The organism is Desulfitibacter sp. BRH_c19, assembly GCA_001515945.1.
GTDB lineage: Bacteria > Bacillota > DSM-16504 > Desulfitibacterales > Desulfitibacteraceae > Desulfitibacter.
The window spans coordinates 108080-123062 of record LOER01000032.1 but is presented as its reverse complement, the minus strand read 5'-3'; the positions used below and the strand labels follow the sequence as shown (position 1 = coordinate 123062).

Genomic DNA, 14983 nt, shown 5'->3' with positions numbered 1-14983 from the left:
AATAACATGTTATCTGTAACTTATTTTTATTATTCCTGTGTGTATTTTCGCAGGATTTTTTACTTTATCAACCTTAAGATAGTACTTAGGAATTATTGTTAATAAATACCTATCTAATTTTCTAATAGTAAGGGGTGTGTCTAATGATAAAAAAACTTTGCGATAAATGTGGAAAATTTTCCTATTCAGCCTCATGTCTGGGTGAATGGCGCTGTCCTACCTGTGGTCATGATTTAACCAAAAGACCCGTGATGAAACTTCAGGAATCAGACATAGTAAAAAAATCAGATAATATATACACAGTCAATTTTAAATAAATATACCCATATTACTTTTACATTTTTTTTGCATCAAAAACAAGTCTTGATACTTGTCGCAGCGCATAAATAATAATAGTAGATATAGAAGGGTGGTGGCCATGGGATAAAGGTTATAGTTTTAGTATTTATAATATGAAAATTGAAGAAGGGAGGTAAAGAATGAAGAATAACAGAATTGCAAAAGTAACCATATTAGCTGTAGTATTAATAATAACTTTATTACTCACTTACAGTATGGTTCTTGCTGAAGGTAGGACTGAGACTCCAATACCAGATAACTTTCCTAATAATCATGTTCCTGCATTAAATGACTGTAATGAAATGAAAATTGATCCACCAAAAGATGGAAGATACCTTTTAGATGAAAACCCATCGGTTTATGTTTCTGTATACTTTCATTCCTCGGGTACTTTAGTTGATTGGGTATCAGATATTAATATTAGCCATGTATTTGTAAAAGGTGGAAAAGAAGGAGGAACCCTTTACAGTTATGATCCAGCAATTAAGAGCGATACAAATTTAGGTTTAGGAACAAATCAAGAGATTAGCCATTTAGTTTTTTATTGGTGCACCAAGCAAGAACATGATAAGGGTAGTATTACAGTAAATAAACTAATAACTGATGGCACAACTGATGATGAAAGTGCTGTTTTCATAGTGAAAGTTACTGGTGGACCTGACAACTACTATTCTCAAACTAAAAATTTCGGTTTAAATTCACCAGCACTATTTTCTAATTTGGAACCAGGAAATTATGTAGTTGAAGAAATCAATCTGCCAACTGGTTACAAAACTAACAAGGCAACATTTAATGTAACCATCCCTGACGGAACTACAGATGAAAGTATGCATAAAGAAGTAACTATCACTAACTACATGGAAAATGATCCTGAAAAAGGCAGTATTACTGTAAACAAAGTCATAAGTGGAGGTACAGATCAAGAGGCTAGTATAGATTTTAGTGTAAAAGTTACTGGTGGTCCTGATAACATGTACTCTCAAATTAAATTAGTTAGTGTCAATTCATCAGCAGTATTTTCTAATTTAGATCCAGGAGCCTATCTTGTTGAAGAGATCAATCTGCCAACTGGTTACAAAACTAATAAGGCAACATTTAATGTAACCATCCCTGACGGAACTACAGATGAGAGTATGCATAAAGAAGTAACTATCACTAACTACAAGGAAAGTGATCCTGAAAAAGGCAGTATTACTGTAAACAAAGTCATAAGTGGAGGTACAGATCAAGAGGCTAGTATAGATTTTAGTGTAAAAGTTACTGGTGGTCCTGATAACATGTACTCTCAAATTAAATTAGTTAGTGTCAATTCATCAGCAGTATTTTCTAATTTAGATCCAGGAGCCTATCTTGTTGAAGAGATCAATCTGCCAACTGGTTACAAAACTAATAAGGCAACATTTAATGTAACCATCCCTGACGGAACTACAGATGAGAGTATGCATAAAGAAGTAACTATCACTAACTACAAGGAAAGTGATCCTGAAAAGGCTATGTTAGTTATTAAAAAACATGTAATTAATGGTAACACCACAGATAAGGCGAAAAAATTTGATGTAGAGGTCACCTATCCAACAATGGGCGATGGTGTAGTGAAAAGGGTTATACAGGTTAGTGAGAATGTTCCAGTAACCTTGAAGGATCTAGATTTTGGAACATACACCTTTAAAGAATTAAATGTTCCTTCACCCTATAAATTTGATAGTATTTCTACAAGTAGTGTAGTTCTTTCTGTTTATGAAAAAACCGACGAAGTACTTGTTAAAAACAAAAAGGAATCTGATCCACCACCAAATGGTTCAAAAAAACCAAGAATTGATGTTAAGAAGTACGTTTCTGTAGATGGTAAGGATACTTGGGATGATGCAAATTCAGCTAGCGGACCTGAAACAACAGAAAATAGTGATGTGTTCTTTAAGTTTGTTGTTACTAATACTGGTGATGTTAGATTAACCAACATTACACTTACAGATGACTATTTTGATGACCTTGATGAAGATGAAATAGAGGATTCATTGAGTAAAGGTAGTAGCTTCGAATACATCTTTGGTCCTGTGGGTGCAGCAAATGGCCAGCACAAGAATACTGCTACTGCTACTGGAGATTATAGTGGGAGAACGTATACGGATACCGATCCTGCCCATTATATAGTAAAACAAGGAGATAAGGTGGACCCACCTCCTCCAAATGTTAGACCTGACGATCCAAAGATTCCTGATCCTGTAGTTGTTGACGAAGTTGAAGAACCTGAGCTACCTAAGACTGGTGCAAGTGGAATGCTATTGTTTGGTGGAATGGTATTAGCAGGTGGAGGTTTATTGCTCAGAAGATATGGAAAAAGATTAACTTAAAAATTATAAAAAGTGAAGAAGGCCATGAATCTTGAATATGTTGTTGCATTCTAGTAGGAGCAATAACCTTAAGGTTTCATGGTTCTTTTTTTATTTTGTATTTAAAAAGATAATATGAAATTATGTCCTTGGGCAACCTAAAAAAGGGTGTTAATCATGAATCGCTTAGTTAAAGGGCGAGTTTTAAAAAATCGTAGAACAAAGGAACTGGTTCCTAACCTAAAGCCAGGTGATATTGCCTTGATAGCCCACGAAGATTTGGATGAGATAGCAGCCAATACACTTATTGAGGCTAAAGTTAAGGCTGTCTTAAATGTAAAAAAGTCCTGCACAGGAAAATACCCTAATCCAGGTCCATTAAATTTAGTCCAAAAGGGAGTACCATTAATTGATTGTATTAATGAAGATATCTGGGAGGCTGTTAATAATGGGGATGAAATAACCATTATTGGTAGCACAATTTACACAAGCTCAGGTGCTTTTTTAGCACAGGGAAAGTTATTGAATGTACAAACAGTTAAGGCCGCTTTAAAAAAGGCAAAGGAGAATTTTAACCCCCAGCTAGAAAGCTTTATTAAAAATACCATTGAATATGCAAATAAAGAGCTTGAAGTAATTTTTAAGGAAATAGACACTTCCCATATCAAAACTACTTTTAAAGGAAAACAATGCCTGATAGTGGTCAGAGGACAAAAGTATAAAGCGGATTTACAAGCCCTTAAAAGCTATATCAGGGAAATGAAACCAGTACTAATTGGTGTAGATGGTGGAGCAGATGCACTAATGGAAAATGGTTTAAAACCACACTTGATAATAGGGGACATGGATAGTGTCTCTGATAAAGCTTTAAAATCTGGTGCTGAGCTTGTGATTCATGCATACAGTAATGGAAAAGCTCCTGGGATTGATAGAATAAAGAAACTTGGTATCAGCAATTATAAAGTACTTCCTACATTTGGAACTAGTGAAGATGTAGCCATGCTCTTAGCCTATGAAAAAGGTGTAGAACTTATTGTTGCAGTTGGAACACATTCTAATGTAATTGATTTTCTTGAAAAAGGTAGAAAAGGAATGTCAAGTACCTTTTTAGTAAGAATAAAGGTAGGCTCGATACTTATGGATGCAAGGGGAGTGAACCAGCTTTATAAACAGAAATTTAGATTAAAATATCTAATAGCAATGGTTTCGGCAGCTCTTATACCTCTAGTAATTGTACTTATGGTATCTCCCCCAGCTTTTCAATTTGCTAGGTTACTATACATGAGATTACGGCTAATATTGCAAGTTTAGGAGGATCTTTGCTTTGAAATCGATATCTGTGGTGATACCAGCATATAACGAAGAAACAAATATACGAAAAACAATTAGGGCTGTGCTTAAGGTTAAGGGTGTAGAACAGATTATAGTAGTTGATGATGGATCTACAGATAAAACGGCAGAATATGCACATAATGAAGGTGTTGAGCTTATAAGGCTTAAGAATAATCTAGGCAAAGGTAAAGCATTAAATCTAGGATGTTTGCAATGTAATAGGGAGTTAATAGCGTTAATTGATGCCGATTTGTGTGAAAGTGCTAATGAGCTTGCAAAGCTAGTAGAACCTGTAACTAATCATGAGGCTGACATGACCATAGCTGCCTTTCCAAGGGCCAAAAAAAAAGGAGGCATAGGATTGGTAAAGGCCTTAGCCAATCTGGGAATAAGAGCGTATGGGGGTGATAATTTTAAGGCACCTCTTTCAGGACAAAGAGTTATGAATAGAAAGGCATTTAATGAAGTATTTCCATTTGCAACAGGATTTGGTGTTGAGGTTGTGGCTACCATTAAAGCATTACAAAAGGGGCTATTAGTTAAAGAAGTTGAAACCCAAATGAGTCATAGAGAAACTGGTAGGTCTATCTCAGATTTTACGCATCGGGGAAAACAATTTTATCATATATTGTTTTCATTATTTAGATTAAGACTTTGGGGGAACTAGATAAAATGGCAGCTACATTCTTAGCTTATCTAATGACTAGGTTACTTGTTCCAGCTGGTATAAAAAAATTTGCTTTACTAAACTGGACTAAGAAAAATTACAAAGGAAATAGCATACCTATAGGCTTGGGGTTTATCCTAATTCCTCCTAGTGTCTTAGTGCTCTTTGCGTGGTACTATACAATATCACCTATAGCCATATCCTTTTATGCAGGTGCCATTATTATTACTGGCCTGATAGGGCTTTATGACGATTTAAAAGGAGATACACAAATTAAAGGTCTGAAGGGTCATTTCAAAAATTTATTATTTAAAGGGAAATTTTCAACTGGAATGTTAAAGGCCTTTACTGGGGTTTTTATTGCATTTATTGGAGCTCTATTATTTTCAGATAGTTTATTAGATTTTATGGTTAATTTTTTAATAATTATCTTATTTACAAATGCCTTTAATTTATTTGATTTAAGGCCTGGAAGATGTATTAAGGCATTATTTACTGTATCTGTTTTCTTATTATTCATGGCATTTATTTTAAACAATACTAGTATAGTATTATTATATCCTTTGTTAGGTTGTATCCTTGCGTATGCACCCTTTGATCTTAAAGCTAAATCTATGCTTGGAGATGCTGGCTCTAATTTTATTGGTATGAGTGTTGGTATAGTAAGCGTCTTAGTATTACCTTTTTTAATGAATATTCTAATAGTTCTTGTTTTAATAATGCTACACTGGTATACTGAAAAGAAATCTTTAAATTCTCTTATAGAAAGTAATCAGTTCCTAAGCCACTTAGATCATTGGGGTAGGAGCTAATTATTATATATAATAATTCAGGGGAGGGACCTAAAAATGATATCCAAGAAAATCGGACAGGTATTAGAAATTGAGAAAGAAAATGCTGATATACAATGGATAAAGGTTACTATAGATGAGCAATTATTTTCTGCAATTAATTATCCAACTGCAACAGGAACTGTTAAGCCTGGAGATGAAGTTGTCTTAAATACTACAGCTGTTGAACATGGTCTTGGTACAGGTGGGTACCATATTGTAATGCTAAACCTGTCTAGTATAGAAAGTAAAGCTAAAGAACCAGGGCATATCATGAAGCTGAGATATACTCCCTTTCAAATAAAGGTTCTAGCAGTTGAAGAACAAGGTAATCCTCATCATGGGGAAATATCAGATTTTAAAGACTTGAATAACATCCCAGTTATGATAGGTAGTTTACATAGCAAATTAGCTCCTGCTGCTTTGGGCTACAAATTAATGAACCCAAATGGAAAACTTGTTTACATAATGACAGACGGTGGTGCCTTACCACTTGCATTTAGTAAAACGGTACCTGTATTAAAAGAACAAGGGTTAATTGATGGGACCATTACCGTGGGGCATGCATATGGGGGAGACTATGAAGCTGTAAATATCTACTCAGGTTTAATTGCAGCAAAGGAAGTATTAGAGGCTGACGCAGTAATTATTTGTATGGGACCGGGTGTTGTAGGTACTGGAACTAAGTGGGGTTTTACAGGAATTGAACAGGGTGACATAATTAATGCAGTAAACGTTCTTAAAGGCAGAGCAATTGCTATTCCTAGAATCACTTTTAAGGATAAGAGGGATAGACACAAAGGTCTCAGCCATCATACTTTAACTATCCTTGAAAAAGTAGCATTACAGCCAGCTGAGGTATCTCTTCCCGTTTTACCTAAAGAGGAAAACGATTACTTAAAGAATCAGATTCGTGAAAGAAGATTAGATGATTTGCACACCTTTATCACCATTGATGCAGAAAAGGTATTGGACTATGCAGAACATTTGAATATCCCCTTTTCGACCATGGGCAGGTCAGTTGAAGAGGAACGTTACTACTTTTTAGCTGCTGGTGCTGCAGGAATTTTAGCTACACAGGAATAAATATGATAATATCAATTGAGTTTGCTATTAATGAATTGGGCTACAGTAGTATATTCTGAGCTCAATTCATTTAAATATTTTCGGAGTTCTTTTACCTTCCCATAGAAATAGATGCTCTTTTTATTTACAATAATATACATATACTTTCCTCCTAAGGTAATTGTCGAGTTATATTGGATACTATTTTATGTATCTTTTTTCTAATTATGTATATATTTACAATATGAATAAAGTAGGTGATTTAATGAGTAAGAAGGAAACTACAATTAATTCTAAATGCTTTTTTGAAGGCAAGATTTTACGTTTAAGAGTTGATGAGGTTCAGCTAGAAGGAGGAAAGCTTGGGAAACGTGAGATAGTTGAACATCCGGGAGCAGTTGCAATTGTAGCCATTACCCATGACAAAATGGTATTACTTGTAACCCAGTTTCGAAAACCTATGGAAAAAGATCTAATAGAGATTCCTGCGGGAAAACTAGAAAAGAATGAAACACCTCTAGGATGTGCAAAAAGAGAGTTGCTAGAGGAGACAGGCTATGTCGCTAATAATTGGCGAGAGCTTTTTGCTATCTATACATCTCCAGGATTTAGTAACGAAAAAGTAATAATCTATCTAGCAACTGAAGTGGTTAAAACTCTAGATAATCCAATGGATAGCGAGGAAATAGCCAGTATTGATTTGATTTCAGTAAGTGAGGCTTTAAAGCTTATAGAATCAAAAAAAATAGTAGATGGAAAAACTGTGGCTGGTATCCTTGCTGCCAGAATTTTTTATGAAAATGAAACAACTTAAGGTATACTTTAGTGCTGATGCTAGTGGAGCTTATGAAGCAGGCCTTAATGGTCATATTGTTGTGATAGTAGATGTTATAGATATGTCAACAAGCCTGGAAACTGCCATGGAGATGGGAGCGACAGCCGTATTTGGCTCAAGCCCGGACAAAAATAGTGCACCAGTACCAGTTAATCCTGAAAAAATTGCCACGGTTGCTGCTTCATTGGCACTACAATTAAATACTGAGATAATCATAATTGGAGAACCTAGATTCGCCAGTAAATTTGAGCATCAAAAAAACAGTCAAAGACTGATTAACAAATTAAGTGATTTAGGTGCAAAAATCTATGATTATGTTCCAAACATCGGAAAAGAAATATCTGGGCTTACAGACTTTACAAATAGAATTGTTATAGCTGCAACTAATACAGGTGGCGTGGCGTTTGATACAGCCTATAATGCTGGGGGTATTACAACAACTGCTACTATAGCTCGCACTGGAAACCTCAAAGGTAAGGAACCCGCTTTAAAAGGTGCTTTACGGGCTTATAAGCTAGCTATAGACTCACAAAAAAACATTTCGTTTGTGGCAGCTAGCTCTAATTCACTTGAAGATGTATTGGCCGCAAAGTATTTATGTGAGCTTACAAAGGGCTTGTCATAAAACAAGCCTTTCCGCATATCATTTTAATAGTTATGTGATATGGGGGGCAAAACTCAAATGATAAAGGCTTTACTTAAGGTATGGTTTAATCATGTTAAGGACCATATAGTTTTATATATACTTACACTAGTTATGTTTCTTGGAGGCAGTTCTCTGGGTGCACTAACTGTTAGTAGCTTAGGGGAATATCAGATCCAAGAACTGGTTGAGTATTTTGATTTTTTCCTTAAGGGGCTTGCCGGCTTGACTATCAATTCTGTCGTAGTTACACAGGATGCTATCTTTAATAACTTAAAGTTCATTTTTATAATATGGGCATTAGGATTAACTATAATTGGTATACCAATTATTCTATTAATAGTATCTTTTAAAGGCTTTATAATGGGCTTTACTGTTGGTTTTCTTATATTACAAAAAGGTTTTGCTGGTATGTTATTATCAATATTTTCTGTCTTACCACAAAATCTCTTCTATGTACCAAGCCTTCTTGTCTGCGCAGTAGCCTCTATTACTTTTTCATTATGCTTACTAAAAGGTAGCATGGGAAAAGGCAAATTTTCTATTTCCCAAATGTTTATTAATTATACTTTGTTACTATTTATATTTTGTATTATTACTGTAATAGGGGGCCTAGTAGAAGGCTATGGAGCTCCTTTAACCATGAAATTCATAATAACCTATTTTCAATAGCTAAAATATTAGTCTAAAATATCAACTTCCCTCATAATTTTTAACATGGAAACGTTTAAAATAGGGAGGTTTTTTTGTATGATTGTTATATCTATTTCAAGTTGGCGGAAAAAGCTGATTATTTTAGCTTGTATAATTCTTCTTGTTGCTGCCTTTAGTATAGGGCTTAACTACTACAAAAATATGAATGCTGGTGTAGAGTTTGAGGAAATGTTTGAAGACGCAATAGGATCTGAAACGGAAATGATTGAAGGTGTAACAGAGGATGGCGAAGGAACACAAGATGAAGGTGTTAAAGATGAAGAACCTACAGATCCTGCAAAGTCTACAGAACCTACAGAGACTACAGAGCCTACAGAACCTACAGAACCTACAGAAGCTACTCCTGGGGAACAAACTGAAGCTGTTGTTGATAATGATAATGGAGAAGAAGCAGGTCAAAATGAGGAAGACATAGATGAAGCTCCACAAAACTCAGAATTAGAGGAAGAATTTGAAGAAAAAGAATTGAAAAAAGGGTTCTGGGAAAAAATTCTAGAAAAGTTTCGTAAAGAATAGTTTTAATTACAGGAATTTCCCATCTCTTGTGGAAGTATTTTATATTTCAGCAAGTGATGGGAGTTATTTATTATGAGGGTTTTATTAGAAAGATTTATTCATTATCTTGCAGTTGAAAGAGCTTTAGCTGATAATACATTATCCTCTTATTTGAGTGATCTTGAGATGTTTATTGCTTTTTTAGAAGAAAAGGATCTAAATTCAGTAGAGTTGCTAAATAACCAGCATCTTATCGAATACATATTATTTCTCAAGGCAAGCAATAAAGCCCCTGCTACCATATCCAGAAATAGGGCTGCTATCAAGACCTTTTTTAAATTTCTTGTCAATGAAGGGATTCTTGATAACAACCCATCTGAAACCTTGCAATCTCCAAGACTAAGTAGAAAGCTTCCTCAAACATTATCAATGGAGCAAATTGACATTCTGCTTCAAAGACCACGAGTTAAAACAACCATAGGTTTGAGAGACAGGGCAATGCTAGAAGTTCTTTATGCTTCTGGATTAAGGGTAACAGAATTGACTTCATTAAATCTTAGTGATCTTGAATTAAATCAAGGATTTATTAGATGCTTTGGAAAAGGTTCAAAGGAGAGGATAGTTCCCCTAGGTTCAATGGCAATTTTTTTCGTAACTCAATATTTAGAGCAAGCAAGGGTTAAACTAATTAAAAAGCCTGGTGAAAAGTCTCTATTTGTTAACAGTATGGGAAACCGTTTGACACGACAAGGATTATGGAAAATCATTAAAAAATATGCTAAAGGCGCAGGTGTTAGTGAAATTACACCACATACCTTTAGACATTCCTTTGCGACCCATTTACTGGAAAATGGAGCAGATTTAAGGGCAGTTCAAGAAATGCTTGGTCATGCTGATATTTCTACAACACAGATTTATACCCATTTAACAAATAGTCATCTGAGAAAGGTATATGATAAAACCCATCCTAGGGCAAAGAATACATAAGGCATGAAAGCTAATAGATGAGGCATGAAACAAGACATAATAAGAATAGAGAGGTAGTAGGCTGATATGACGATAAATAGAGTTTTAGTAATAGTTTTAGATAGTGTAGGAGTTGGAGAATTACCAGATGCTCATCTATATGGTGATACTGGAAGTAATACTTTAAAAAATTTAGCAAGAGCAATAGGTGGTTTGAATGTACCTAATCTGGAAAGCTTAGGGCTTGGTAATATAATTGATGTCATGGGAGTGGACAGACTTGCTACTCCTCTTGGGGCTTATGCTAAAATGGCTGAAAAATCTTCTGGAAAGGATACAACAACAGGTCATTGGGAATTAGCCGGCCAAATTGTCTCTGAGCCATTTCCTACATATCCTAATGGATTTCCAGATGAGGTATTAAATGAATTCAAGCTAAGAATTGGCAGAGGAATCCTTGGCAATATAGCTGCCTCTGGAACAGAGATTATCGAAATGCTGGGTAAAGAGCATCTGGAAACTGGAAAACCTATTGTTTACACCTCTGCTGATAGTGTTCTTCAAATTGCAGCCCATGAAGAAATTATTCCCCTAGAAACCCTTTATGAATACTGTCAAATTGCTAGAGACATTTTGAAACCACCACATGGTGTTGGTAGAGTTATAGCAAGGCCATTTTTAGGGAGTCCTGGTAGTTTTGTAAGAACAGCCAATAGACATGATTTTTCTCTAGAACCGCCATACCCTATGTTACTTGATATACTTAAAGAAGCTGGGTTAGAAGTGTTTGGTATAGGAAAAATAAAGGACATATATGCTGGTAGGGGGCTTACCCAGACGATAGCAACAATCAGTAATCTTGATGGCATTAATAAAACAATTGAAGCCCTAGCTAATGTAAAGAAAGGACTTATCTTTACTAATCTAGTTGAATTTGATATGAAGTATGGTCATAGAAATAATCCAAGGGGCTATGCTGATTCCTTGGAGGAATTTGACAGAGAATTACCCAAGATACTAGTTAAACTAGGCAAAGACGATATCCTAATAATTACTGCTGATCATGGCTGTGATCCAACCATGGCTGGTACAGATCATACCCGTGAATATGTTCCACTAATTATTTACGGTTCTCAGGTGAAAGCTTTGTCTCTGGGAATTAGAGATACCTTTGCCGATGTGGCAGCTACCATAACTAGCTTATTAGGTACAAATGCACCACCAAATGGAACTGATATGAGTAAAGATTTTTTTATTAAATGAAGGGAGATAGATTATGATTAATAAAATTATTAGAGAATTGGAAGATACTAAAAAGTACATATTAAATTCAATAACTGATAAACCAGATATTGGGATTATCTTAGGTTCTGGCCTTGGCGTGATGGCCGAAGAAATAAAAAATAAAACTACCCTACCATATAATAAAATTCCCCATTTTCCTATCACTACTGTAGAGGGGCATAAAGGTCAAATGATTGTTGGAGACTTTGAAGGTAAAAAGGTTGTGGCTATGCAGGGCAGGTTTCATTATTACGAGGGTTATTCAATGGCAGATGTTGTCTATCCAGTTAGGGTCATGGGACAATTAGGCATTAAGAACCTGATTATTACCAATGCTGCTGGTGGCATTAACCTGGACTTTCAGCCAGGGGATTTAATGGTTATAAAAGATCATATAAACCTGATGGGTGTTAATCCACTAATGGGTAAAAATATTGGTCACTTAGGGGAAAGGTTCCCTGATATGTCTGAAGCATACAATCTAGCTTTAAGAGAAATAGCCTTAGCAACAGCTAAGGATTTAACAATAGACGTAAGAAAAGGGGTTTATGCAGCTGTAACAGGTCCAAGCTATGAGACTCCTGCTGAAATTCGTTATTTAAGGTCAATAGGAGCTGACGCTGTAGGTATGTCAACTGTTCCAGAGACAATTGCAGCTAATCACATGGGTATTAAAGTATTAGGCATATCTTGCATTACAAATATGGCAGCAGGTGTGTTAGACGCAAAACTAAACCATGAAGAGGTTGTGGAAACAGCCAATAAAGTTAAGGATAAATTTATTAATGTTCTTAGAGGCGTTGTCAGGAGGTTGTAGTTATGAGGGCATATGAAGTAATTTTAAAGAAAAGAAATGGACTGGAATTGACCAAGGATGAAATTAATTTTCTGATAGATGGTTTTGTTAAAGAAAGTATTCCTGATTATCAAATTGCTGCCTGGTCCATGGCAGTTTATTTTCATGGACTGTCAGAAGAGGAAACCATTAACTTAACAAAGGCCATGATCAATTCAGGAGATACTATCGATCTTTCTTTTCTTCCAGGTTGCAAAGTAGATAAGCATAGTACAGGAGGAGTTGCAGATACAACTACCCTAATTCTTGTACCACTAGTTGCTGCAACTGGTGTACCAGTTGTTAAGATGTCAGGCAGAGGCTTAGGACATACAGGTGGAACTATTGATAAACTAGAGTCAATTCCAGGCTTTAATGTGGAATTAGATTCAAAAAGTGTTTTTCAAATGGTTCATAAGTCTGGTGCTGTAATTGCAGGTCAAACAGGAAATCTTGTGCCTGCTGATAAAAAGCTCTATGCATTAAGGGATGTTACTGCTACAGTAGATATAATACCTTTAATTGCAAGTAGTGTGATGTCTAAAAAAATAGCTTCTGGGGCTGACAAGATACTGCTTGATGTTAAAGTGGGTAAAGGTGCTTTTATGAAAAATCTAGAGGATGCATTGAAATTAGCCAAGACCATGGTTAAAATTGGTACTGGTATGAATAGAGAAACAGTTGCTTTAATCACAAATATGGACCAGCCATTAGGTAGTTCCATTGGTAATTCTCTGGAGGTTAAAGAGGCCATTTTGACTCTCCGAGGGGAGTTAAAAGGTGATTTGTATCGGCTTTCTATTGAGTTAGCTTCAGAAATGTTATTAATGGCTAATGCTGTGGAAGATAAAAAGCAGGCAATTAATCTTCTTAGAGGATTAATTGAAAGTGGAAGGGCAATTGAAAAATTATCAGAAATTATCGAGAATCAAGGTGGCAATGCAAATGTAGTAAGTGATTTATCACTACTTCCACAGGCATCAACAATCACACCTGTGCATGCTGATAAAAAAGGTTGCATATGGGAATTAAATGCTGAAAAAATAGGTAAAGCTGCGATGGTCCTAGGTGCTGGTAGAGAATATAAGGGGCAGGAAATTTATTTAGAAGTTGGTGTTACATTAAACAAGAGGATTGGAGATATGGTAAATCCTGGTGAGATCATTGCAAATATCCACTCCAGGAATAAGCATAACCTTGACCTTGCCATTGATATTTTAATGGATGCCATTATCATTAAGGATGCTAGACTTGAGGATCAGCCATTAATCTTTGATAGAATATCCGTTCAAGATCTATGACGCACGATGTTGGATGCATGTAGATATCCCCAAATTAAGTGTCATAAAACCCTATTAACTTAAATAAATTGAAATAAAGGAAGCGGACAAAGAGTTAATAGGGGGAGATTTTTATGTATTGGAGTAAAGGGCCTATAATAATATTCATTTTTGCCTTTTTTATTATTGCTATTATGTGTGTACCAGTAAGCGCAGAGGTAGATATTCAAGCGGAATCGGCTATTCTGATAGATGCAGCAACAGGTGATGTTCTTTTTGACTTAGATAGCGAAACTAAATGGTATCCCGCTAGTATGACAAAATTAATGACCCTTTTGATTGCTTTGGACCTAGTTGAAAAGGGTGAACTATCCCTTGAGGAGACTGTCATTACTAGTGATAACGCTGCCAGCTACGGGGGAGCCCAATTGTACCTTGAGGTTGGAGAAGAGTTTACCATGGAAGAAATGCTGAAGGCAGTAATACTAGGTTCTGCAAATGATGCAAGTGTGGCAGTCGCTGAGCATATTGCAGGGAGTGAAGAAGCGTTTGCAGACATGATGAACGAAATGGCTAAAGAGATAGGATGTACAAATACCCATTTTGTAAACTCTCACGGATTACATGATGATGAACATTACACAACTGCAAAAGATATGGCTTTAATTGGACAATACAGCTTAAGATATCCAAAAACTTTGGAATTTACGTCAATACAGTACCATGAATTCCGTGAAGATCCTCCAACTGCTAGATATAGTCTGAATAAATTGCTTTGGTGGTACCCTGGAGCGGATGGATTTAAGACAGGAACTACTTCGGCAGCTAAAAGAAACCTTGTTGCCACAGTTTCAAGAGATGGTCTACGTTTAATAGCAGTTGTTATGGGTGTTGATGAAGTAAATGGGCATTTTAGGGAGAGTATGAAGTTGTTTAACTATGGTTTTTCAAAATTTATTTTTAAAAAATTTTATGCAGAGAATAAAGTTTTTGGTCAAGCTCGAGTCGGCAAAGGTGCTACTGATTTTGTTGACGTGATTACTACTGAAAATGTAGGCGTTACAATTCTTAAGGGTCAGGATGAAGGCTTTTCCACTAAAATATCCATATATCCCTATTTACATGCACCAGTTGAGAAAGGAACTGTAGCAGGTGAACTTACTGTAATAAAAGATGGTAAGGAAATTAAAAGCTTTGAATTAGTTACTGCATCTGAGGTTCCAAAGGGTACCCTGTTGCAAATGGTTACTAAAGTATTTAAATGTGTATTTAGTTTGGCGGTATAATACACAACTTAGTTTGAATAGTATCAAAGAAGATGAAGGGGGAAATCCCCCTTCTTTTTTTGTGATGCCTTCTATTTCGACA

14 protein-coding genes are annotated in these 14983 nt (G+C 35.7%); all 14 read left to right on the top strand.

Annotated elements, in window-relative coordinates; translation table 11 throughout:
• Positions 1-479 precede the first annotated feature (479 nt).
• Positions 480-2690 carry a hypothetical protein gene (locus APF76_07710; protein KUO50525.1) on the top strand — a complete coding sequence of 737 codons (2211 nt, stop codon included), beginning with the start codon at positions 480-482 and terminating at the stop codon, positions 2688-2690.
• A gap of 156 nt (positions 2691-2846) precedes the next feature.
• Positions 2847-3980, top strand: a complete 1134-nt coding sequence (locus APF76_07705) for a thiamin pyrophosphokinase (GenBank protein ID KUO50524.1) — start codon at positions 2847-2849, stop codon at positions 3978-3980.
• A gap of 22 nt (positions 3981-4002) precedes the next feature.
• Complete coding sequence (locus tag APF76_07700; GenBank protein KUO50663.1) at positions 4003-4668, top strand: glycosyl transferase; 666 nt, start codon at positions 4003-4005, stop codon at positions 4666-4668.
• Between the two features lie 5 nt (positions 4669-4673).
• Positions 4674-5480, top strand: coding sequence for a hypothetical protein (locus tag APF76_07695; protein ID KUO50523.1), 807 nt, complete (start codon positions 4674-4676; stop codon positions 5478-5480).
• 36 nt (positions 5481-5516) lie between these two features.
• Positions 5517-6584, top strand: coding sequence for a hypothetical protein (locus APF76_07690; GenBank protein ID KUO50522.1), 1068 nt, complete (start codon positions 5517-5519; stop codon positions 6582-6584).
• 244 nt (positions 6585-6828) lie between these two features.
• The gene (locus APF76_07685; protein ID KUO50662.1) at positions 6829-7377 is read left to right on the top strand and encodes a hypothetical protein; all 549 of its coding nucleotides are present in this window, start codon (positions 6829-6831) and stop codon (positions 7375-7377) included.
• On the top strand, positions 7358-8023 hold the full coding sequence (locus APF76_07680; protein KUO50661.1) for a hypothetical protein: 666 nt from the start codon (positions 7358-7360) through the stop codon (positions 8021-8023). Before APF76_07685 ends, APF76_07680 begins: the two co-directional genes overlap by 20 nt.
• A gap of 57 nt (positions 8024-8080) precedes the next feature.
• Entirely contained in the window at positions 8081-8713 is a 633-nt protein-coding gene (locus tag APF76_07675) for a hypothetical protein (protein ID KUO50521.1), read from the top strand.
• Between the two features lie 78 nt (positions 8714-8791).
• Entirely contained in the window at positions 8792-9271 is a 480-nt protein-coding gene (locus tag APF76_07670; protein KUO50520.1) for a hypothetical protein, read from the top strand.
• 72 nt (positions 9272-9343) lie between these two features.
• On the top strand, positions 9344-10237 hold the full coding sequence (locus APF76_07665) for a recombinase XerD (protein ID KUO50519.1): 894 nt from the start codon (positions 9344-9346) through the stop codon (positions 10235-10237).
• Positions 10238-10309: 72 nt separating this feature from the next.
• Complete coding sequence (locus APF76_07660; protein KUO50660.1) at positions 10310-11479, top strand: phosphopentomutase; 1170 nt, start codon at positions 10310-10312, stop codon at positions 11477-11479.
• 13 nt (positions 11480-11492) lie between these two features.
• Positions 11493-12317 carry a purine-nucleoside phosphorylase gene (locus tag APF76_07655; protein KUO50518.1) on the top strand — a complete coding sequence of 275 codons (825 nt, stop codon included), beginning with the start codon at positions 11493-11495 and terminating at the stop codon, positions 12315-12317.
• A 2-nt stretch (positions 12318-12319) separates the two neighbouring features.
• A complete protein-coding gene (gene deoA / locus APF76_07650) occupies positions 12320-13636 on the top strand; it encodes a thymidine phosphorylase (GenBank protein ID KUO50517.1) in 1317 nt (438 codons plus the stop codon).
• A gap of 113 nt (positions 13637-13749) precedes the next feature.
• On the top strand, positions 13750-14901 hold the full coding sequence (locus APF76_07645; GenBank protein ID KUO50516.1) for a hypothetical protein: 1152 nt from the start codon (positions 13750-13752) through the stop codon (positions 14899-14901).
• Positions 14902-14983: the final 82 nt, after the last annotated feature.

What these genes read in the sequence shown, in the direction of transcription:
- APF76_07710 (KUO50525.1), top strand. Translation starts at nt 480, where the DNA reads ATGAAGAATAACAGAATTGCAAAAGTAACCATATTAGCTGTAGTATTA.
- APF76_07705 (KUO50524.1), top strand. Translation starts at nt 2,847, where the DNA reads ATGAATCGCTTAGTTAAAGGGCGAGTTTTAAAAAATCGTAGAACAAAG.
- APF76_07695 (KUO50523.1), top strand. Translation starts at nt 4,674, where the DNA reads ATGGCAGCTACATTCTTAGCTTATCTAATGACTAGGTTACTTGTTCCA.
- APF76_07690 (KUO50522.1), top strand. Translation starts at nt 5,517, where the DNA reads ATGATATCCAAGAAAATCGGACAGGTATTAGAAATTGAGAAAGAAAAT.
- APF76_07685 (KUO50662.1), top strand. Translation starts at nt 6,829, where the DNA reads ATGAGTAAGAAGGAAACTACAATTAATTCTAAATGCTTTTTTGAAGGC.
- APF76_07680 (KUO50661.1), top strand. Translation starts at nt 7,358, where the DNA reads ATGAAAATGAAACAACTTAAGGTATACTTTAGTGCTGATGCTAGTGGA.
- APF76_07675 (KUO50521.1), top strand. Translation starts at nt 8,081, where the DNA reads ATGATAAAGGCTTTACTTAAGGTATGGTTTAATCATGTTAAGGACCAT.
- APF76_07670 (KUO50520.1), top strand. Translation starts at nt 8,792, where the DNA reads ATGATTGTTATATCTATTTCAAGTTGGCGGAAAAAGCTGATTATTTTA.
- APF76_07665 (KUO50519.1), top strand. Translation starts at nt 9,344, where the DNA reads ATGAGGGTTTTATTAGAAAGATTTATTCATTATCTTGCAGTTGAAAGA.
- APF76_07655 (KUO50518.1), top strand. Translation starts at nt 11,493, where the DNA reads ATGATTAATAAAATTATTAGAGAATTGGAAGATACTAAAAAGTACATA.
- deoA (KUO50517.1), top strand. Translation starts at nt 12,320, where the DNA reads ATGAGGGCATATGAAGTAATTTTAAAGAAAAGAAATGGACTGGAATTG.
- APF76_07645 (KUO50516.1), top strand. Translation starts at nt 13,750, where the DNA reads ATGTATTGGAGTAAAGGGCCTATAATAATATTCATTTTTGCCTTTTTT.